The sequence below is a fragment of the Paenibacillus aceti genome, from assembly GCF_003614185.1.
GTDB classification, from domain to species: domain Bacteria; phylum Bacillota; class Bacilli; order Paenibacillales; family Paenibacillaceae; genus Fontibacillus; species Fontibacillus aceti.
This window is the reverse complement of record NZ_KZ987724.1, coordinates 1,284,863-1,306,253: the sequence shown is the minus strand read 5'-3', so window position 1 is coordinate 1,306,253 and position 21,391 is coordinate 1,284,863. Positions and strand designations below refer to the sequence as shown.

Genomic DNA, 21,391 nt, shown 5'->3' with positions numbered 1-21,391 from the left:
AAGATGACTATTCAGTGACTTGGTAAGTGACAATCTAGTCACTTTGCAGATGAGTGATGGGCTGCCTGTTAAATAACTCGCTTGTAAAAATTGATTCTAAACCGCGTACCCTCCCCGGGGAGGCTGCTGACATCTAGCGTGCCGTCCTGACTTGTAATAATGCTGTGGGACATAGCTAGTCCTATACCCACACTGCTATCTCCGGCATTCTTGCCTTTGTAGAATCGTCTGAATATATAAGGCAAATCCTCTTTGGCGATGCCTTGCCCATTGTCAGCGATCTCTATAACCGTGAACAGCGGATTTTCCTCATATTGAATCGTAATCCTCCCGCCATCATTCGTATGCTCGACCGCATTCTTTAACAAATTAATCAGCGCCTCCGTCATCCAGTTCAGATCCCCTGTGAAGGCTGCTTCCGGATCACCGTGAATCTCAAGCGACAGCTCCTTAATATCGATCGGGATTAACAGCGGCCCCAGCGCTTTATGAAGCAGCTGCTCAACACGAACCGGCTCCTTCTTGAACTGGATCGCGCCCGCGTCAATTTTGGATAACTTCAATAAAGAAGTGATCAGCCATTCGATTCGCTCTAATTGGATACGAATATTGTTGGTAAATTCCGTCCGCTTCGCGTCAGGCAGTTCGGGATGGCTGAGCAGATCCACCATGACTAGCATCGAGGTTAGAGGTGTTTTGAGCTGATGGGAGATGTCGGATATGGCATCGGTGAGCCGAAGTTTATCCTGCTGAAGAAGAGTGCTTTGTTCGGACAAGCGGAGCGTCACTTTATATATTTCATTCTTCAGAATGCTCAGTTCTCCCTCTTCATTATCGCGTACATCCAGCGTGTAGTTCCCGCTTGCAATATTCCGTAAATAGCCCGACAGCTTCTCCATTTCGCGATATCTCCAGCGAGTGAACAGATAGCAGCAGGCGATCAGCAGCAAGGATGCGATCAGAACGATAATAATCGGGGGAATTGGTAAAAAGAAGACAGCGGCTGCGGCGGCTAGCGTAATTCCACACATGATCAGCAGTGTGATCCGGAATTCTCTATTTCGCAGAATACGAATCACCTACCTTATAGCCAAGTCCACGAACGGTCTTGATCAGTGTCGGCTGTTGAGGATTATCCTCCAACTTCTCTCGCAATCTTTTGATATAGACGGTTAATGTATTGTCATTCACAAAATCGCCAGCGATATCCCAGATGCCTTCCAGCAGCTGCGTCCGTGATAGAACCTGTCCGATATGATTTGCAAAAATAAGCAGCAAACGGTATTCCAGCGCTGTCAGAGCCACCTCGTTCCCCTGTTTATAAACCTTACCTTCTAGCGTACCAATCCGCACATTACCGATGTCGATGAATGCTTTGGGCTGCGTTTGCTGCTTACTCTGCTGCTGGTTCTGATAGCGCCTAAGCACGGATTTAATCCGTGAGGTTAGCTCGCGAATCCGAAATGGCTTCGTAATATAATCGTCCGCCCCCATATCCAGTCCCATAACAACATTCACTTCATCATCTATCGCTGTCAAGAAAATAACTGGCAGATCTCTTCGATCTTTGACCATGCGACAGAGATCATACCCGCTTCCATCCGGTAAAGATAAATCGAATATGCAGAGTGAAATCTGCTCCAGCCGCTCTGCAATGACCTGCCCGGCTGACTCCGCATTATAGCAAATGATGGTGGCAAATCCGTCCTGCTCCAAGGAATATTGAAGCCCTGCAGCGATCGTCTTGTCATCTTCAACTAGTAATATGTTCATTAACAGTCATCCTGCTTTCATATATTTTCAATGACTATATTATAGCATCGACGGGTGACTTCGCTATTTCCAGCTCGTTTTAATTGATTAATATAATTAAATGTTAATGTAATGTATATCTTTCCGACGTTCCATACGTTCAATTTTGTATAATCCTGTTGATTTCCTGCCATAATATCTCAGAATTCAATTACATCAATGGAGGTCATCAAGTGAATCAGAGTATGCAAGCTCAACAAATCTCACAGTTAATCCAGCAACTAAAGCAACAGACCAATCAGGCATCTATGGCGTATCAGCAATTAATGCGGCAGGAAGAGAGCAATGCGCAACAACTGGAGCAGCTGGCTCAGCGCGAGCGCCAGGCCGTTCAAGTGATTCAAACCGCGCTTCAAGGGCATCAGACAGCTCTTCAGCAATTACAACAGATCTCCAATTTAGCGCAGCAACTAAACAATACAATGACCCAGTCGGTAAGTTATATGCAGCCTCAGTTTAACTCGTCAAACCAGCCTACGGGGTATATGAATCAACAAAGACAGTAGTTCCCTCAAGTGGCTCCGTCAAATGAAGAGAGAATCTTAACCTGATCTCTCTGAAATGCGGAGCCACTTTCAGGTTTAAATATGTTTTAGAGTAATTTATCCCCTGATTATAGAATTATCCCCCTACAAGGAATCTGTATGTTAAGTTAATATTTTCCTAAACACCTAGATAAACCGAATACAATATAATTATTAGGGGGAATTGTGTTGAGGAAGTATTCAATGATGCTTTTGAGTCTACTTTTATTGTTCTCCATGATCCTAGCAGCATGCGGAGACAACAAGAGCGGTAGCAACTCTTCGGCTGCGGATGGGAACGCAGGCAAGAACGCTGCTAACACACAACAGGACGATAAGAACAAAGATGCTGCCCCAGTCAAACTCCGTGTATTCTCGACGTTTGGTGGAACGGATAGCGCTCGCGAAGCTTTTCAGCAAGCGATTGATGAGTTTACCGCCAGCCACCCTAATGTAACTATTGAGAACGATACCATGTCAGCTAATGACGATGGATTCCGTACGAAGGTAAATACGGATATGAACAGCGGCAATGAGCCGGATCTTCTCTTCTATTTTATCGGCGCTGATGCTGAGGGCTTCGTTAATGCAGACAAAGTAGTCCCGCTTAATGACCTTCTCGATGCGGATCCTGAATGGAAGAATGGCTTCATACCTAGCGCGCTTGATTTTGCGAAGCAGCCTGACGGCAATATTTATGCAGCACCGCTTACTGGTTTCTATGAAGGTTTATTCGTGAACAAGAAGATTTTCGAAGAGAATGGTCTGGAATTGCCAACGGATTGGGATAAACTTACCGCAGCTGTGAAAACGCTTTCTGCCAAAGGGATTATTCCTCTCTCCGTACCGTTTGACCAATCTCATTATTTAATAGAATATAGCATTCTGTCTGCTGCAGGCCCTGAAGGGCAGAGCAAAGGCTTGAAGGATGGAATCGATCCTAACTGGGAAAAGGCGTATGCCGCGATGAAAGAACTGTATGATCTCGGAGCCTTCCCTAAGGATGCCGCTACGATTGACTTGAATATGTCCGGCAACTACTTCAGTGAAGGCCTCGCTGCCATGACCATCGAAGGGTCCTGGGCGATCGGCGGCTGGACAGATGAAACGAAGGATAATGCGACGGTTATTCCATTCCCTACCGTACCAGGTGGTTTAGGAAGCGGTAATAACGTGGTGGGCGGCTTTGGTTCCGGGTTCTATCTCCCTAAATCGGTATATAACGATGCTGCGAAGAAAGATTCAGTAGTCGCACTGCTGAAGCATCTGACTTCTCCAGCTATTATTCAGAAGATTGCCACTGCTAATGGTGGGACACCGGCAGCTGACGTAGAAATTAGCGGCTTGGCTCAAGTAGCTATGGATGGATTTGCAATGGCTGCTAATTCGGATTCAATTAGTTCGCCGGTTGACAGTAAGGTTGCTCCTGAAACTTTCAATGACCTCCGCGCTAGTGTTCAGCAGGTGGTAACTGGTAAGAAAACACCGACTGAAGCTATCGAGAGTGCCAAGAAAGTGGAAGATGCAAATAAATAACAATTACCTCCCCTCCACCCAAAATGAATAAACGGATGTGCGCCGCCCACTCGCTTGACCCCCGGGCGGCGTAGCCGTTTCAAAAGCAAAATACTAAATAACACAACAAAGGTGATGATTATGAAGGGCGATCGCAAATACATCTTTATGTTTCTTTTCCCATCGGCTCTATTTTTGACAGTCTTCTTATACTATCCGTTCTTCAAGAGCTTCTATTTAAGTTTCTATCGCACCAAGGGCTTCTTCGACAAGAAATTTGTCGGATGGGACAACTTTGAACGATTGTTTACCGATAAATTGCTCGGGGCGGCGACATTGCATACGCTAGAGTTGATGCTCTATGTACTTCTGTTCCAGGTCGGAATTGCGCTCGTCTTAGCGGTTCTTATCGAGGGGATCAGCCGCTTTAAGGATTTCTACCGTACAGTGTTCTTCTTCCCGGTTGTCATTTCTGGTACGGCGATTTCATTGCTGTTCGTTCTTTTCTATAACTATAACTTCGGATTACTTAACAATATTCTAGCCAATTTTGGCATTGAGAAGATATTCTGGCTTGATGAAGGTAACGCACTCAAAGCCGTGGCGATCCCAACGGTATGGCATTATGTCGGCTTCTATTTCATCCTCTTCCTGACGGCGATGTCAAAGATTCCGGCTGACTATTATGAGGCTGCCCGTCTGGAAGGCATCGGGGCGATTAAACGGACGACCATGCTAACGATCCCGTTAATTATGAGTGACATTAAGGTCGTTATTACCTTAGCGATTACAGGGACACTCAAGGTATTTGAATTTGTATGGGTCATCACGAGCGGACAGAATGGCTCGGAAGTCCTGGGAACCTATATGTACAAGAAAGCCATGGTCGACCAGAATTTCGGCTATGGATCAGCCATAGCGATTTATATGGTGATATTCGGCGTATTGCTGGCGTTACTGGCCAATCGTTTGTTAAAAAGAGACGAGATTACATACTAAGTCATATAGGGGTGTACAGTTATGGAACCAACAATTTCAGTAGAACCTAATGTTCGGCGCGGAGAATACAGACGGTTCAAGCTCAGCACCGTCTTTATATATTTAGTTCTGACCGCATGGGCGATGACGACGATCTACCCGTTATTCTGGATCGTGAACAACTCCTTCAAAGTTTCCAGAGATGTTATGAATAACTCATTTAGCATCGCCAAGGAATTTAATATGATTAACTATACGACAGCGTTCGACCGGATTAATATCGGCAAGAGCTATGTCAACAGCTTGATCATGTCCGGATCGGCCGTTATATTAGTGTTGATTTTTGGCGGATTGGCCGCTTATGTGCTAGCCAGATTTAATTTTGCGGGAAAAAAAGTGCTCTACTCCCTCTTATACGCAACTCTGCTGATTCCAGCCTTCGCCACGGTTGTTCCGGTGTATGAGCTGCTGATCAAGACGGGCACTGTGAATACGTACTGGGGACTGATCCTTCCCCATACGGCAGGTAATCTGACCTTCGCCATTCTCGTCATGGCCGGCTATATGTCTACAATTCCGAAGGAGCTGGAGGAAGCTGCATTCATCGATGGCTCGAACCGTTGGCAAATGTTCTACAAGGTGTTCGTGCCCATCTCCAGGCCGGTCTTCGCTTCGGCTAGTATTTTCGTCTTCCTGTGGTCCTATAATGATCTGTTCTCGGCCTTGATCTTCGTTAACAAGGAGAATGTCCGTCCGATCGTGGCCCTGCTGAATGAGATCAGCTCACAGTATGGTACGGATTTCGGCCTGATGGCCACAGCGATTACACTGACCGTCATCCCGGTCCTGATCGTCTACCTGTTTATCTCCAAGTATATTCAACAGGGTCTGACAGAAGGGGCCGTTAAAGGATAACAACTTTCAAAAGCACATAAGAAAGGTCGAGTTATTAGGGATGAGAATTACCCTTCTACTCGACCTTTTCTCTGTTCCGTGACACCGCCTCTTGGGGTGAAGTGCTGCGCGAGGTACAGATTATAAGTGCTTTTATGCAGTTATGATGACTGTGATTACAGATCGAGCTCATATAAGTTTACATAACTATTATTATGTTAACTAACTTTATGTGCTCACCAAAGGGATTTCCATTTTTTTATAACTTGCTATGCAGTACATCGGCCAAGCGCTTGATGCCTTCCGTAATATTCTCATTGGACATATTGGAGAAGTTCAGGCGTAATGTATTATGCCCTCCTCCGTTCGGGAAGAAAGCAGCGCCCGATACGAAGGCGACATGATTATTCAGGCAATCCTGAAGCAGTTCTGCCGAATCGATGCTCTCGGGGAGCTCCAGCCAAATGAATAGACCGCCCTCCGGGGTGCTATGGGACACGCTGTGCGGCAGGAACTGTTCAATGCAGGATACCATAGTAGTGTATCTTTCTCTATAAATGGCTCTGATTCTATCGATATGTGCATCGAGATCATTCATTTCCATATACTTGACGGCAATCCTCTGAGCGAAGCTATCGGTGTGCAGATCGGAGGATTCTTTTAATAATACATATTTCTCGATCATGGCCTCATCCGCACAAATCCAGCCTAATCGCAGCCCTGGTGAGAAAATTTTAGAGAAAGTGCTGAGATAGATAACCCGACCTTCTGAGTCAAAATGCTTAATCGGTGGCAAAGGTTCACCCGCGAATCGGATCGCACCGTAAGGATTATCCTCCAGAATTAGCACATCGTATTGGTTGGCCAGTTCCACCATTCTCTGTCTTCTCTCCAGGTTCATCGTCCGGCCCGTCGGATTCTGAAAATCCGGAATCGTATAAATAAACTTCGCCCCAGGATGCGCCTGTAGCTTCTTCTCCAGCTCTTCCATGATCATCCCGTCCTCATCCATAGCAACTTCCACAAACTGCGGATTGTACAGCTTGAATGCATTAATCGCTGCTAGATATGTAGGACTCTCACATATAATGACATCGCCATCGTCGATGAATAATTTCCCCGTTAGATCAATAGCCTGCTGCGAGCCGGAGGTGATCATCACATGCTCATAGGAAGCTTCAATGCCGATCATCTTCATTCTATCGCAGATAGCTGTTCTCAGCGGTATATAGCCTTCGGTCGTGCTGTATTGGAGAGATGCAGGGCCTTGTTCGTCTAATACGGCCTCGCATACCGCCTTCAAAGCCTCAACCGGGAACAGCTCGGGAGCAGGAAACCCGCCGGCAAAAGAGATCACCTCGGGTCTCTCAGACATTTGTAGCAGCTGATGCGTTCCAGACGGCTTCATAGCGCGAGCTCTTTTAGAAAAATTAATGTTCATTCTTGTTGCTCCTTTATGCAAATAACATGCTGTTTGGATATTCTAATGAAACTACAGAACGCTATTTGCTCCAAAACAAGGCTCCTTCGAATCTAACGAAACACCATATCGCTATTTGAGCTAAATTTGGGCTATAAACCGTGATTTTGGCAAAATAGCGATACCCAGTTTCGTTATAATTTTCAGCGGCGCTTTTTGGCACGAATAGCGTTACCACGTTTCGTTAGAATTGCTAATCAGATTATTATAACTCAATATCGATATGCCTGTCATTTAGCATCTCGAAACAACAGATCCAGAATCTTATCATCAGCTCTGCGATTCTTGCCCTGATAGGGATAGCAATGGATATGAATGGCCGGATTGAAGTTGATCTCGATGATACTGTAGTTCTGAGCGCTTGCTTCCTCATGAATATTATCGATCATCATGTCTACGCCGCAAATGACAGCGCCAGCGGCTTGAGCTGATCGTACGGCGATTCGCTTATAGCTGTCCGGGATCTCATCGGTGAAGTCGATGCTATCCCCTCCGGTGCTAATATTGGAGTTCTCGCGCAGGTAGACGATCATCTCTTCATCCGGTATATCATGAATGCTCTTGCCCTGATTTTTCAAAAACATCACTTCGGCTTCACCCAGCTCTATTCGCTCCAGCGGTGTCTTGTAGCCCTTGCCTCTTAGCGGGTCTTGATTCTTCAAGGCCACCAGCTGCTCGATCGTATGGCTACCGTCTCCACGAACATTGGCGGGAACGCGATGCAGAACTCCAACGACCTCATCCCCCATGACCAGGAAGCGATACTCCTTGCCCGTCATGAATGGCTCCAGCAGTACCGTGCTGTCATAAGCGAAGGCCATCTCGAACGCCTGCCGATAGTCTTCTCTGGAGAATTGGTTCTTGAAAATCGTGATGCCGAGACCGAAATTGGTCGATTTGGGCTTGATGACGATGGGTCCCTCGCTATATTGCTCATAATCATTCAGCGCTGCTTGTAGATCATTGTAGGCCTCGCCCTCAGGAACCCGGATGCTATGTTGCTTCAGCACCTTTTTCGTCACGATTTTATTCTCCATAATAAGCACCGAGCTATAGGAATCCAGCGAAGTCTTCGTCGATTGCTTCACATATTCTATGTGGTTTCCCTTCTTCAAGGCGATAAAATTCTCATCGCGATCCAGAATTTCGAAGGCGATGCCTCGCTTCACGGCTGCCTTCAGCAATAGCTGAGTGGACAGCTCCAGATCCTCATAGCCGTTAAACCGGTAACCTCTCTGCTTACTCTCGACAGCATACTGCTTAGCCATCTCCAGATGATAGGCGACATAAGAGGATTTACCGACCTCAGCGCGAATGAATGCCGCATCGCTTAGTTCCGGGTTCATCACTTTGCATTTCTCCTGCTCCAATAGCGACATATAACGGTTATCCTCAGGCTGCAAAATACTGACCATTTCCTGCATTTCGTTCAGCAGGCGCATCGCCTCGTCCGCGAAGCTGATCCCCGTGCCATCGGGGTCTATGGAACTGTCGATTCCCGCTTTCATCAGCCGATCCACCTTCATCGCCGCCTGCTCCTGTTCCACGGCATCGAAAGGCTCTTCTATCTTAAGCAACATGAAGATCAGGAATAAATGCACAAAGTCCAGCGTTTGCCGGCAAATGCCCGCCTTCTGCAGCGGATTGAGGTCAATCATACGCAGCTCCAAATAAGCGGCGCCGTGCTCGATTAACCCCTGGAGAAGATCTCCCCCTGCAGTTGATTTGATCCGAACCGGACTATAGAATTCCTTGGCACTCAGTAATTCATGTGAATCGACGAGCGTATGCAAATCATGAACATATTCCTCCAGGGAATTCAGCGACACCGGGAAGAATTTATTGTTCCTGTATCCGCAGACACTGTTGCGCAAGGACACCATATGCGGGAAGAAATGGCTCTTGTCAGCGAGCTGTTCACTTGCAGATACGCATTTCTCAACATAGCTAGGATCAAATACCGGGCTCGCTCCCACCACATAGGCCAGCAGCCAGCGATACTTCATCACATTGCGGGCTACTCGAAAATACAGTTCATCCTTGAACCCTCTGAAACTCGGCTTAGACTCCAGCTTCCCATATAATTGCTGCAGAAATCTCTCATCGAAAGAGAAGTTGAAGTGAATTCCACTGAGTAGCTGCTTCTTACGGCCATATTTTTCAGCCAGCTGTTCGCGGTATATGTCCTCTGCAGGATGACCCAGTCTGGCGATCGGGATCTCCTCATCACATGGTAATGCCGGGGGATTGCTGCTTGGCCACAGGTATTCATCCTCCAGCTGCTCTGTCACGATATTATGAAGCGCCTCAAGGAAATGAAGGGCTTCATCAGTGCTATTTAGAGGTGGTGTGATCATTTCGATCTGGCTCTCGGAGAAATCCGTCTGAATATAAGGATTGTCCAGCTTATTGCCGAACACCTTCGGGTGCGGGGTAAGAGCCAGCTGCCCGTTTGCATCGACTCTTACATTCTCTTTCTCCAGTCCGAATCGACCGCGAAACAGTCCGTCGTCGAGATCGTGTTCCATGATTCTTTTTATCAACTGATGATCTAGTAAAGTCATATCGAATTCCTTCTTTCATTCACAATTACATCATTACATCATTACATCGCTGCATGATTGCTGCTTACCGCAGCTGTTCTATCTAACTTCCGAAGTGAGCCGATGAACCATCCGGACAGGATGACTCCCTTCAATACACTGCTTAGTGCGATAGACATCCATATCCCGTTCAGACCGAAGGGGCCGGACAAGGCTAAGGCCATCGGAATGCGCAGCGCTGTTAAGGTAATGCTGAACATGGGCGGGACATGTGTCTTGCCGATCCCGTTGAAGGCCCCTACCGACATAATCTCCAGACACATGAATAACTGCGAGTATCCGATAATCCTCATATAGTCGGTTCCTAGTGCCAGACTGCTAGCCTCACTCAGGAATAGCGAGAAGAGCTGACCAGGGAATAGAATGAAAATAACTGAGATCAAAGCGCCGAAAATAACCGTTAGCAGCAAGGCCTGATAATATCCTCGATGAATGCGGTCGAGCCGTCTCGCGCCATAGTTTTGACCGAAGAAAGCCGCAATGGCGCCCTGTAGTCCGCCGATGGTCATATAAGATATCGCTTCGATCTGGATACCGACCTTCTGTACGGCAATCGCCTCCGCCCCCCATTGGACGATAAGCTTGGCGATAATAATGGAGATGATGATGAAGGTTACCCGCTGAATCGTGATTGGAGCTCCGAGTTTGATAACCTCTTTCATCAGCTGAATATCCGACTTCTTCCGCAATGAGAATAGCGAAGTATTCTTCGTACGCAGGATGAATAAACCGGTAACCACCAGATTCGCGATCAGGGTGGCGATGGCTGCCCCCAGAACCCCCATCCCCGGAATAGGCCCTAATCCAAAAATCAGCAGAGGATCGATCAGCATATTGACCAGAAAGCCTAGCGTGAATATTTTAAAAGGCTGTTTACTATTTCCGTAGGAGTTCAGGATGGTGCTGAACAGAGTATTGATAATCGTAAAGATCGAGCCAAACAAGGAGATAACGAGGAACTGGATCGCCATCCACTCGATTTCTTCATTCGCTAATTCGAAAAAGCCGATCAGCTTATTTTTTGTGAATAATATCACTATAGTGTACAGGATACTTAGGAGCAAGGACATAATGAATCCGTTCTTGATGTATATCAGAGCTCTGGACTCTTCGCCTTCGCCTACACTATGGGCCACCTTAATCCCTGTCCCAATCGTAATCATCGTTGACAGTGCCAACGCCAGATTGATGAAGAAACTCGCGGTTCCAATCGCTGCCACCGGGCCGCTCCCCAATCGGCCTACCCAGATCATATCGATCAACCCATAGGTCGTAGATATGAAGTTAGTAGCAATGATAGGTAGTGTTAATTTCAATAAAGTCGAGGCTATAGGGCCCTCGGTTAAAGAATAAGCTTCTCTCATTTCAACTCTCCTGTCCCGTACAATAATGCTGCCTATAATATTATAATTCCCCGCGAATTTAATCAAATCATGATTTATCCATAGACTCGGGAATAACGCTTATAATATAACCTTTGTATTCATATTGTGAGATTTGCTATAATTCTCTAGAGATAGAGATGGTTTGTATTCAACAATTCATTACATTACATAGTAAAGGGGAAATCTTTTAGATGATCATTAAGCCCAAGACACGTGGTTTCATTTGTACGACAGCGCATCCAGAAGGATGTGCGAAGCAGATCGAGCAACAGATTGAATATGTCAAAGCGCAAAAGAAAATTACAGGACCAGTCAACGTGCTCGTCGTAGGTGCTTCGACCGGTTATGGACTAGCTTCCCGGATTGCCGCGGCATTCGGCGCTGGCGCCAACACGATCGGCGTATTCTTCGACAAGGCGGCTGAAGGTGTACGTACCGCAACGGCGGGCTGGTACAATTCAGCAGCGTTTGAACAGGCCGCACAGAGCCAAGGGCTGAAATCCTTCAGCATCGTCGGCGATGCCTTCTCCAATGAGATCAAGACGAAGACGATTGATCTGATCAAATCCGAATTCGGCCAAGTTGACCTGGTCGTATACAGCGTAGCTTCCCCACGCCGCACCCATCCGGTGACGGGCGAGACCTTCTCTTCGGTGATCAAGCCGATTGGAGAAGCTTATTCCAACAAGACGATGAACTTCCATACGGGTGAAGTATCGATGACCAGTATCGAACCGGCTACGGAGGAAGAGGTTAGACAGACGATCGCTGTCATGGGCGGTGAGGACTGGAGAATGTGGATCGATCAGCTGTTGGAAGCGGGTGTACTGGCTGATGGAGCGACTACGGTGGCTTATTCTTATATCGGTCCGGAGATCACACATCCTATTTATCGCGAAGGAACGATTGGTAAGGCGAAGAATGATCTGGAGCAAACAGCGCATCAATTGCAAGATCTGCTGGCCTCCAAGGGTGGACGGGCTTTTGTATCGGTGAACAAGGCGCTTGTGACCCAATCCAGCTCGGCGATTCCGGTAGTTCCGCTCTATATCTCGACGCTGTACCAAGTGATGAAGGAGAATGGCCTGCACGAGAACTGCATCCAGCAAATGTACCGCTTGTTCGCGGAGCATTTATATAATGAGAATGCCAAGGACGAGAATTGCTTGATCCGCATCGATGATTGGGAAATGCGCGACAATATCCAGACCGAGGTGATGAAGCGCTGGGCCACAATTGAGACGGATAATGTGAATGAATTATCAGATCTGGCTGGATATCAGCAGGACTTCTTCCAATTATTCGGCTTCCGGACCGAAGGGGTCGATTATGAAGCAGACGTTGATCCGAGCGTAGACATTCCGAATTTAGTTTAATAATACAAAATCCCGTCTTCTCTTTTGATAGAGAGAACGGGATTTTTTTAGGTTTTATTTCGATGGTGTATCCGTTGAATTTGAATCCTCTGAATCCACTGTTGCTACAGGATCGCTGGGGGCTTCACTCTGCTCATCAAGAGTAGCTTCTGACTGCACGGCCTCAGCTTCATCCTCCGCCTCCCACTGACTCTTGAAGAAGATCTCGTATATCTTGATGATGATAATCTTGAAGAACATATAGACAGGAATAATAATCAGCATGCCGATAATACCGAATAAATCGCCGCCGGCGAGCACGAGGATAATCGTCGTAATCGGATGAATGTCCAGCTTCTTGCCGAAGATGAGTGGTGAGATCAGATTATCCTGAATTTGCTGGGCCACGAGTATGATCACGAGCGACCAGATCGCCATCGATGGAGATTCGATCCAACCGATAATGACGATCGGAATGGAGGACAGAATCGCACCGAAGAACGGAATGAAATTCAGAATGACCGCAATTACTGTGAGCAGAAGTGCATAGGGTAATCCAAGGAACAGGAAGCCTATATACATCAATACGCCCAGGGCCACATTGACCAACACTCTGCTGATAATATAGCCGCTCAGCGCACTATCGATCTCTGTGGTGACCTCTTTTACATCCTGATGGTATCGTCTTGGAAAGAAACGGGCGATCCCACGGCTGAATTTATTCCCTTCCTTAAGCATATAGAACAGCAGCAACGGTGTCGTGAACAGGATGATCGCAAAGTTAGAGAAGAATGAGAACAATCCGGAGACATAATTGCTTAATAAGGAGAAGCCTCTGTTCAAATATTCGGACATATTAGACAGCAGGCTGAAGTCCTCAGGCAAGAGGTCCGCGAGTACGCCGTTCTCCTCCAGCTCCATGAGCTGGTGACTGAATTTATTCAAATAATCCGGGGCACTCAGTAGCAGATTCGTGATCTGGGCACTCAGTGACGGCCATACGCCAATAATAAAGCCTGTGATCAGAATGGCCATGACCAGATAGATTAGTAGAATGGATATCATTCGTTTGATCTTATGCCGCTCCATATAGTCTACCAGCGGACGCAGCATATAATAGAAGAATCCCGATAACAGTAATGGAATAAGAATAACCTTCGTTAACGATCTAATCGGCGTAAAAATAAAATCCACCTTCGAGCACAGATACACAATGACCAGCACTAGCGCGACAGCTAGGCATATTTTAATAAATTTATTAAGTTTGCTCACACGACTCCCCCATCTTGTTTTATCTTTAGAATTGTTTTTATTTCCTAATTATATCCTCAAAGATGAAGCTGATTCAAATTTAGTAGGATTGAAGTGTAAATATCGACGAATCGACCCGTGTCGAGTGTAACGAAACACCATAAACACCGCATTTCTGCTATAATATTAATTGCGTTAAATGTAGATTTAATGCAATTTCCCTTTTAAACGATGAAATGGATGCGATTCTGATGAACAATACAGCTATTGCCGAGCAATATGAACGCGAATTACAGCTATTTTCGATTTATATGAAAGACCGGGAATATTCCAAGGAGACGCAAAAAGCTTACACTTTCGATGTGATGCATTTTCTTCATAACTTGGATGGTAAGAATGTAGGCGATGTATCTGACTTCGACGTCATGAATCACCTGACTCTCGTCCGTGAGGCGGGTGCTGGAGCGAGATATCGGAACCGATGCCAGTCGGCGATCCGTCTCTTCTATAAAGTGCTGGTGAAATTCCAAATGACAAATCATAATCCAGCCTTGAATATTGAGAGGGCCAAGGTGGATAAGAACCGTAAGCCTACTTATTTGGAGAAGCCCTTTCTCGATGCCTGCCTTCAGCTTATTGAGGGAAAATATGTCATCCGCGATATTACGATCGTAGCACTCATGGCATATGCCGGCTTGCGCGTTAGTGAGATTGTGCGTCTCAACGTTAATGATTTCAATAAAGAACGGTCAGAGCTTGGTGTACTTGGTAAAGGGGAGAAATGGCGTTACATCCCCCTCCCTGCTGAAATGAACGAGCTGCTGCAGCATTACATGGGCGAACGGATCGAACCTAAGAATAAAAAAGATCAACACGCTATGTTCGTATCACAGTTTGGACGAAGAATTAGTAAGCGGATGGTACAGACGGTGGCGGAGAAAACTTTTGCGGCCTTGCAGAGCGAATATCCCGAGCTGCGGGGAATGAAGCTGTCGGCGCATAAGCTGAGGCACTCCTTTGCTACGGATTTGCTGCGCAGTGGAGCGGATCTGCGTACGGTGCAGGAGCTGCTGGGGCATGAGGACATTTCAACGACACAAATCTACACCCATGTGCTCGATGAAACGAAGAAAAAAGCGATGAACAGCATTCATCCGGATCTAAGCCGATTGAAGCTGAAGCAGCAAGTGAAGTGATGTACTGCGCTATTTCGGGCAGCGCAGTGTTGGCGCAGCTAACGAACCGATAAGTAGGGGTTGGCTGCCGGCACTATGCTGCTCCAGCCCGATCCGGCGCCACTCTATACACAGATACTACCTCTTCAACCCAAAGTAAGCTATCAAGTCTATACCATGTTCCTCGATCTCCTCCGCTAGTTCTGGAGAACCCTCCAAAATTTCAGGCGTTATGACATCAACCGGAACTATACAGGCCTCTTCCCAGATCTCATAGCATATTTTATCTAATTTATCGGTAGCATCGACATAGATGTCCAAGTCTGACCCTATACGGACCTTACCCGTAGCTCTCGATCCGAACAGGATCATCTCTGTTATTTCAGGAAACATATAGAGAATACCTTTCAACGACATTTCCAGGCTTTTAGATAGGACGGGCTTATTCATTTTGTAAAACCTCGACAAGTTGGTAGATTTCTTCTAGATATCCCTCGGAAAATATACGCTTTACAAGAGAGTTTGCCTCAAACCCACTGTATACATGGGACATACGATGTCTGCTCTTAACTAAGCTTTCCCATAAATTTTCATTCACAATCCAACCTCTCTTGTAAGCAAATTTTAACTTATCTAGAAGATGTGGGGTGCTTTCAAAATAGTAATTTTTAGCTAAAAATCCGACATAATTCAGGACACCTTCTACACTACCTACAAAAGAAGATACTACGGATCTGGAAAGAGAATCTTTCAAATTCGAGTCTTGTTCTGACCAAACATTGTAGGTTTTGATCGTTTTTCGCAAGTCTTCTATTTGCCTGTTTAGTGTCGAAAGCTTACGTTCTTTTAACGTTTTATCACTACTGGAACTAGAGGACTTATTCATCTCTTTCTTCTACTCCAATCTAAATTTCAATATTTTCGTATAGCATTGTATTCTTAGTAAGTATTATCTACCAATAAAAGATGACCTATACTAGTGTTAACTGACTGTTAATTTAGTCATCCGTTGCTCAGAGCTCCACAAATGCCTCCCCCTCATATTATCATAAAATAGTAACCATAAATCACACTTATTTAGAGTAAACAAAGACGTTAAATCGACATAGTTCATGTCGCTAAATAAGAGAATTGGGCGGATTTACAGATGAGTTAATTGTATAAATGATTAATGACATTAATATAGTGGATTGATGCAATATGAATCTTCATACGGCATAAAGGAAGGGCTTGAGAATAGACAAGTAAGTTTAAGAATCGTAAGTTTGTGGAGCGGCGTTAGGGCGTCTTCCGGAAAAGCCTGCGATTATGCAGGAATTTTGCTGATATTCGTCCTAAAAGAGTAAATTCCTGCGAAAATGCATCTTTTTTCTCCGTATAGGCTTGATTTAGCCAAAATATAAGGAAATACCTGCATATTTGCAGGTATTTATCCAGAAGAGGCGGTTTGGGATTGAAAAGCCTGCACTTTTGCAGGAATTTCCGATTTTCGAGCCGATCTGGTCGGTGAGCGTAGCCGATGGCCTGATGGACAATTACTCCACCCCTACCGGTAAATCTATAAATTCTGAAGCCCAATCGGCAAAGGAAAGTTCTCTGCCCCAGGTGACTTGATTAATCGCATAGGCGCAGCCCCAATCCAGCACCCGTTGGTGCAGGATATGGACCCGATAGCGTTCCTTGAAGCCAGCTTTGGATTCTGAATTAAGATAGTAGCGTTTGATGAACTGGGTGGCCGCCTCGACTTCTCCCCGGTCCAGATACATGGTCATAATTCGGCTTACATCCGCCAAGCCGTCGCCGAAGTAGCCGTTAGTGAAATCAAATAGACCCGATAGCCGCCATCCATCGGCTTGAGGCTGGAAGAGCAGATTGTCCAGCTTATAGTCCCCCATGACGTAGACTGGAGCAGAAAGCTCGTTAAAGGCCAACTCTGCACTGCTCAATACTTCCTCCACCCATGCGAGGTCCTGCTCCGTAACTGTAGAATAATTCTTCGCATCGGCTAACCAGTACCTGATCCGCTCATAAAGCCAGGCGGTATATCCTGCGGAGAATTCTATGATTCTCCCCTCCAGCGGCTTATACTCTCCACAGCGATCAACTTTCCAGCACTGCATTTGCGCTAATGTGTCCGCCAGCAATAAGGCAACTGCTTCCCGTTCGACTTCGTTCAGCCCGGCATACGCAGCGGGATCACTCAAATGCAATCCTGGCAGTCGGGACATGATGGCATAGGACCAGCCGAAGATGTCCTCTGCTTCATCCACAATATATAGCGGCGGAATCGGCAATGATGTGGTTGATCGCAAGTGCTCGATATAATACTTCTCCTCGATGAATTGCCCAGGATAGAGCGGATTTCCCTTCAACACATACTCCCCTGTAGTGGATTGCAGGAACAAGGTCTGTTGGCCAACCCCTTTCGAGGTAGGCGCATATGAGATCAATTCGCCCAGATGGAAGCGATGCAGCATCAACTGCAGCTGCTTCCCTGTTATCTCTCCCAGCTTAGGAGAAGAGAAAAATATTTCCGTCGTCACAGCCGTTCACCCCCCTATATAATCTATCAACGATATTCAACTATATATTTTACTACAATTCCATCAGTAGATCTCAGCTGTCCCGCAAGTTTCTGCGGTATTCATCCGGTGTACAGCCGACGACCGCTTTGAAATCCTTAATAAAATGCGACTGATCATGATCCCCCAGCTCCATAGCTAACTGCGTCAGATCGATTGGCATCTGGCGATCCATCGTCTCGGCAGGCATGATGATCGATCAACTCCTGACTTTATCGGAAACCGTGGTACTTGTCGTGTTTTTACAATACATTGGAGCCGAGCCGGAAGCAGCATCAGCCTACCCTAATTCAATGTGCCAATCGATTCGAACTGTGGGTGACTGTCCTTATCAAGCCCGGCTTCTTCCCTCAATGTCGCCAGCGCATCGTAAAGATCAGACTGCTTCACATAGACAAAGGGACTCTTCCAGGTGCTATCCATATGCAAAGACTGAATTTGATCCGGCTTCAGACTGGAGAAATTGAAGATTCCTTGACGCAGCAGAGACTCCGGAATGTCCGAGACGACATTATCCCCGATAATATCCAGGATGGCCCCCCATTGGCTAACCCCGCTCAAGGCGCTCATCTTCTCCAAAATCTGCTTGATCACCTTCTGCTGTCGCTGATTGCGCGCGAAGTCGGAAGACTCCTGGGTGCCTTGGTTAGATTTGCGATAGCGTACGTAGTCGAGCACCTGCTGACCATCCAATTTCTGCAGCCCCTTGTGCAGGTCAATATTCGTCCCGTCTGCCGTATCGCGATACTTCATATCCATTTCAACATCGATCTGCAGTCCATTCAGCGCATCCACCGTCTGGCGCAAAGCATCGAAATTGACCACGACCATATAGTCGATCGGCAGATCGAACATCTCACTGAACAATTGCTTCGTATTTGCCATAGCCTGAGATTTATCCTTAATATAGTAATGAGCATAATAATAATTAGCCTTGCGGGATGATGATGATTTCGTCTTGATCTTTAAATCCCGCGGGATCGACAGGAAGCTGGCTGAACGGGTATCAGGGTTATAGCTTACCAGCATCAGCACATCCGTGTTCATCATCCCTTCCCCGCCCTCCCGGCTGTCGATGCCTGCCAAGAGCAAAATCATCGGTTTCAGATCCGGAGCTGGCTCAAGCGGGGGCACCCCCACATCACCTGCATCCGGCGATTCAACAGGCTTTTCCACGGCAGATATTTGCTGTATCGCATGATCCGCCTTGTAATAGAGATATCCGGCATAGCTGCAAGCCCCGAGAATCAGTATGACGAATACGGCTACAAACGCTTTCAGGGCTTTACGTACGGTCAATTTTTTGCTGATGTAAAACATAGCTTCCTCCAATTCGATGTTGCCTTATTAGTCTATACGTGACGACTGATTCTGCGAGCGAGGCAGACCTGCCTTGCTCCAAAGGCTATCATATAAACCCAGACAGGCGTCCGTACACTTGCGGGCGAAGGCCCAATGACGAACGAGTTGATGGACTAGAATTGCGCTGATGACACCGATCAGTGCCCCTCCTACCACATCAGATGGGAAGTGAACCCCATTCCAGATGCGGGAGAAGGCGATCAGACTGGCGAGCGGAAGCCACAGAATGCCATCCTTATGCCGATACAGGCAAATGGCGGTGGCGATGACAAAGGAGCCGATGGAATGATTGCTAGGAAATGAGGCGTTCGCAGCATGGGAGATTAATTGATGCACCTCCATCGCGACGAAGGGTCTGTCCCGATAGAATAAATGAGACAGCACTTCTCCGGCTCCAAAGCCGATGCAGGCGGCAGCGAGCGCTACGATGACCATTTTCTTGTTCTCCCGCCCGCCAGCGAACCAATAGATGATGATTCCGAGATAGAAGAGATATTCCGCCTGTTTGGACAGAAAGCGCATCAATGGATTCAGTGCATCTAGTGATACAGATAACTGATTAATCGCTTCGAATATAAGCGTATCTATTTGGAAAAAACTCAATATTCAACCCTTCTTCCTGATAAGTAGTAGATAATAGTAAATCTGTGTGGTGCTTGAAATCCTATGAAGAGGCCTGATTGCTATTATGAGCGTGAACGCTTAGCACCAGCCCGATCGCGAGCATATTGCTGAACAGAGAGCTGCCGCCATAGCTGATGAATGGCAATGAGATCCCCGTCAGCGGAACTAAACCGATTAACATGCCGATGTTCACGAAGATTTGAAAAGCCAGCATGCCCACAATCCCGATGACAATGTAAGCCCCGGCGTAATCCTGACTTTCGATGACAATTTGAATCATCCGATAAATGAGCAGAAAATACAGCACAAGCAGGACCGCCGATCCTAAAAACCCGTAATTCTCACCGATGACGACATAGATCGAGTCCGAATAGGCATAGGGAATGAAGCCCTTCTCGATGTAATATCCATCGCCTCCACTCAAGCCGCCCGAGCTAATGGCGCGCATCGCGTTTTTGACATGCCATGATTTATCAGGATCGCTTGCGGGATCAAGGAAGGTCTGAATCCGCGACATCTGATGCGGCTCCACAAATCTGGCCAGCAATTCCTGGTTCGCATTGTACAGCCAAAATATAGTCACGATCGCAGTGACCATAATGGAGATGAACAGGATCATGTAAAGTAAGCGGATATTGCCCATCCACAGCATGCTGATTAACACGCCGATAAACACAAGCGCAGTCCCCAGATCCGGCTGCTTCATAATCAGGATGGTCGGGATCATGAAAACGATGCAGACGGGCAGCAAATCCTTGAATAGACGAAGCTGTTCCCCCTGTCTTCTACTCAGCAGCTGAGCAGCGAGCAGGATGGTGAATATCTTGACGAGCTCGGAGGGCTGGAGCTGAAAGGGACCGATGTTCAGCCAGCGCACCGCTCCATTGATGTTCTCGCCCGCAAACTTCAGCGCGATGAGCAAGCCTATGCCCATGGCGTAGCCGATGTACAATATTTTTCCCAACAGAGCCTTATAATCGATCCAGAAGATCACCAGCATCGGTATGCAAAAGAACGCAAACAGATATAAGTTGTTGATATGAAGCCCTTCCAGCTTCGTATCTCTAGTAGCCTCATAGATCGAGAGGGTTCCGCAGGCTACGAGACAGACGAGAATGAATAGAATGAATTTATCCAGCTTTTCAATTTTGCGCTTAAGCATTACTATGACCTCTATCCTCGTAGACATGTAGATGTATAGACATAAAAATGGGCATCACAAATAGTCCACTGAGCGCGAACACGTCTTGATTCAAGACCTGTGCCCCGGACGGACTACCCGTGTTTGATATAGCTATATCGATTAATCCAGCTCAACCTTTCCACGGAATTCTTGCTTTTTCTTAACAAGCCTCAAGCCATTATCATCTAATTCATAAATATCCAGTCCATTCCCAGCCTCTCCCAGCGACCAGCTAAGAGCAAGCTCGGATCGTCCATCGCGGTTCGTATCCGGAAATCCGGCATACTCAACCCCGTATCCAAAGCCCTTGATTTCCGATAAAATTTGCCACCGATCGTTCTGCTGCCGGAATAAGGCGGCCTTAAGGGCTCTGCCGGACGGAAGATTCTCCTCGTATACCACGACCGCTTCATCGACCCCGTCTCCATCCATATCTCCATAGGAGATGGTCTGCCCCAGATTGCTCTGCATCGGTACAATAACCTGCGCCTGCTTCGGCAGCAGTTGAATAAGCTCGCGGCTGGTATTGTCCTGTTGAAGACGACTAGCAGATACAGGAGGCCTGATCATATCGGCTGGCATCGCGGGAATCCCACATCCTCCAAGCAGCCCTGACAGCATTAATATCATTCCGGTTCGACCTAATTTACTAAGCATGCTGATGATCA

20 protein-coding genes are annotated in these 21,391 nt (G+C 46.7%); 6 read left to right on the top strand and 14 right to left on the bottom strand.

From position 1 onward, the window contains the following. Positions 1 to 68 precede the first annotated feature (68 nt). Positions 69 to 1,070 carry a sensor histidine kinase gene (locus BFJ94_RS05835; RefSeq protein WP_120465109.1) on the bottom strand — a complete coding sequence of 334 codons (1,002 nt, stop codon included), beginning with the start codon at positions 1,068 to 1,070 and terminating at the stop codon, positions 69 to 71. Continuing rightward, positions 1,057 to 1,773 carry a response regulator transcription factor gene (locus BFJ94_RS05830; protein ID WP_120461814.1) on the bottom strand — a complete coding sequence of 239 codons (717 nt, stop codon included), beginning with the start codon at positions 1,771 to 1,773 and terminating at the stop codon, positions 1,057 to 1,059. The genes BFJ94_RS05835 and BFJ94_RS05830 overlap by 14 nt, the downstream gene beginning before the upstream one ends. A 212-nt stretch (positions 1,774 to 1,985) precedes the next feature. On the opposite strand from BFJ94_RS05830, the gene BFJ94_RS05825 reads away from it, so the two are divergent. The 4 genes from BFJ94_RS05825 (at position 1,986) to BFJ94_RS05810 (ending at position 5,744) form a co-directional block, all read left to right on the top strand. Beyond that, positions 1,986 to 2,318, top strand: coding sequence for a hypothetical protein (locus BFJ94_RS05825; RefSeq protein WP_438803688.1), 333 nt, complete (start codon positions 1,986 to 1,988; stop codon positions 2,316 to 2,318). Between the two features lie 222 nt (positions 2,319 to 2,540). Further along, positions 2,541 to 3,872, top strand: a complete 1,332-nt coding sequence (locus BFJ94_RS05820; protein WP_229716978.1) for an ABC transporter substrate-binding protein — start codon at positions 2,541 to 2,543, stop codon at positions 3,870 to 3,872. Positions 3,873 to 3,992: 120 nt separating this feature from the next. Beyond that, positions 3,993 to 4,850, top strand: coding sequence for a carbohydrate ABC transporter permease (locus tag BFJ94_RS05815; RefSeq protein ID WP_120461812.1), 858 nt, complete (start codon positions 3,993 to 3,995; stop codon positions 4,848 to 4,850). A 21-nt stretch (positions 4,851 to 4,871) separates the two neighbouring features. Beyond that, positions 4,872 to 5,744: a carbohydrate ABC transporter permease gene (locus BFJ94_RS05810; protein ID WP_120461811.1), complete on the top strand. Its 873-nt coding sequence runs from the start codon at positions 4,872 to 4,874 to the stop codon at positions 5,742 to 5,744. A 238-nt stretch (positions 5,745 to 5,982) separates the two neighbouring features. Here the strand turns inward: BFJ94_RS05810 and BFJ94_RS05805 are convergent, their stop codons facing one another. From BFJ94_RS05805 to BFJ94_RS05795, 3 genes are all read right to left on the bottom strand, one after another. Continuing rightward, a complete protein-coding gene (locus BFJ94_RS05805; protein ID WP_120461810.1) occupies positions 5,983 to 7,164 on the bottom strand; it encodes an aminotransferase-like domain-containing protein in 1,182 nt (393 codons plus the stop codon). A 269-nt stretch (positions 7,165 to 7,433) separates the two neighbouring features. Further along, complete coding sequence (gshAB, locus tag BFJ94_RS05800; RefSeq protein ID WP_120461809.1) at positions 7,434 to 9,767, bottom strand: bifunctional glutamate--cysteine ligase GshA/glutathione synthetase GshB; 2,334 nt, start codon at positions 9,765 to 9,767, stop codon at positions 7,434 to 7,436. A 41-nt stretch (positions 9,768 to 9,808) separates the two neighbouring features. Continuing rightward, positions 9,809 to 11,170 carry an MATE family efflux transporter gene (locus BFJ94_RS05795; RefSeq protein WP_120461808.1) on the bottom strand — a complete coding sequence of 454 codons (1,362 nt, stop codon included), beginning with the start codon at positions 11,168 to 11,170 and terminating at the stop codon, positions 9,809 to 9,811. Between the two features lie 212 nt (positions 11,171 to 11,382). On the opposite strand from BFJ94_RS05795, the gene fabV reads away from it, so the two are divergent. Further along, positions 11,383 to 12,567, top strand: coding sequence for an enoyl-ACP reductase FabV (gene fabV, locus BFJ94_RS05790; protein WP_120461807.1), 1,185 nt, complete (start codon positions 11,383 to 11,385; stop codon positions 12,565 to 12,567). 54 nt (positions 12,568 to 12,621) lie between these two features. On the opposite strand, the gene BFJ94_RS05785 is transcribed toward fabV, so the two are convergent. After that, positions 12,622 to 13,818, bottom strand: a complete 1,197-nt coding sequence (locus BFJ94_RS05785) for an AI-2E family transporter (protein WP_120461806.1) — start codon at positions 13,816 to 13,818, stop codon at positions 12,622 to 12,624. Between the two features lie 230 nt (positions 13,819 to 14,048). On the opposite strand from BFJ94_RS05785, the gene BFJ94_RS05780 reads away from it, so the two are divergent. Continuing rightward, a complete protein-coding gene (locus tag BFJ94_RS05780; RefSeq protein ID WP_120461805.1) occupies positions 14,049 to 14,993 on the top strand; it encodes a tyrosine-type recombinase/integrase in 945 nt (314 codons plus the stop codon). Positions 14,994 to 15,110: 117 nt separating this feature from the next. Here BFJ94_RS05780 and BFJ94_RS05775 read toward each other — a convergent pair whose 3' ends face one another. The 8 genes from BFJ94_RS05775 to BFJ94_RS05740 all read right to left on the bottom strand — a co-directional run bounded on the left by BFJ94_RS05775 (position 15,111) and on the right by BFJ94_RS05740 (position 21,380). Next, positions 15,111 to 15,422, bottom strand: a complete 312-nt coding sequence (locus BFJ94_RS05775; protein WP_120461804.1) for a nucleotidyltransferase family protein — start codon at positions 15,420 to 15,422, stop codon at positions 15,111 to 15,113. Beyond that, on the bottom strand, positions 15,415 to 15,858 hold the full coding sequence (locus BFJ94_RS05770; protein ID WP_120461803.1) for a hypothetical protein: 444 nt from the start codon (positions 15,856 to 15,858) through the stop codon (positions 15,415 to 15,417). The genes BFJ94_RS05775 and BFJ94_RS05770 overlap by 8 nt, the downstream gene beginning before the upstream one ends. A 649-nt stretch (positions 15,859 to 16,507) precedes the next feature. Continuing rightward, entirely contained in the window at positions 16,508 to 17,515 is a 1,008-nt protein-coding gene (locus BFJ94_RS05765) for a phosphotransferase family protein (protein WP_120461802.1), read from the bottom strand. 73 nt (positions 17,516 to 17,588) lie between these two features. Continuing rightward, complete coding sequence (locus BFJ94_RS05760; RefSeq protein ID WP_120461801.1) at positions 17,589 to 17,744, bottom strand: helix-turn-helix domain-containing protein; 156 nt, start codon at positions 17,742 to 17,744, stop codon at positions 17,589 to 17,591. A 95-nt stretch (positions 17,745 to 17,839) separates the two neighbouring features. Then, positions 17,840 to 18,874: an LCP family protein gene (locus BFJ94_RS05755; RefSeq protein WP_120461800.1), complete on the bottom strand. Its 1,035-nt coding sequence runs from the start codon at positions 18,872 to 18,874 to the stop codon at positions 17,840 to 17,842. 27 nt (positions 18,875 to 18,901) lie between these two features. Further along, positions 18,902 to 19,519 carry an undecaprenyl-diphosphatase gene (locus BFJ94_RS05750; protein ID WP_120461799.1) on the bottom strand — a complete coding sequence of 206 codons (618 nt, stop codon included), beginning with the start codon at positions 19,517 to 19,519 and terminating at the stop codon, positions 18,902 to 18,904. A 61-nt stretch (positions 19,520 to 19,580) separates the two neighbouring features. Further along, entirely contained in the window at positions 19,581 to 20,702 is a 1,122-nt protein-coding gene (locus BFJ94_RS05745; protein ID WP_229716974.1) for an FtsW/RodA/SpoVE family cell cycle protein, read from the bottom strand. Positions 20,703 to 20,843: 141 nt separating this feature from the next. Next, positions 20,844 to 21,380 (bottom strand): hypothetical protein, encoded by a 537-nt coding sequence (locus BFJ94_RS05740; protein WP_162944196.1) that lies wholly within the window; start codon positions 21,378 to 21,380, stop codon positions 20,844 to 20,846. Between the last annotated feature and the right edge of the window lie 11 nt (positions 21,381 to 21,391).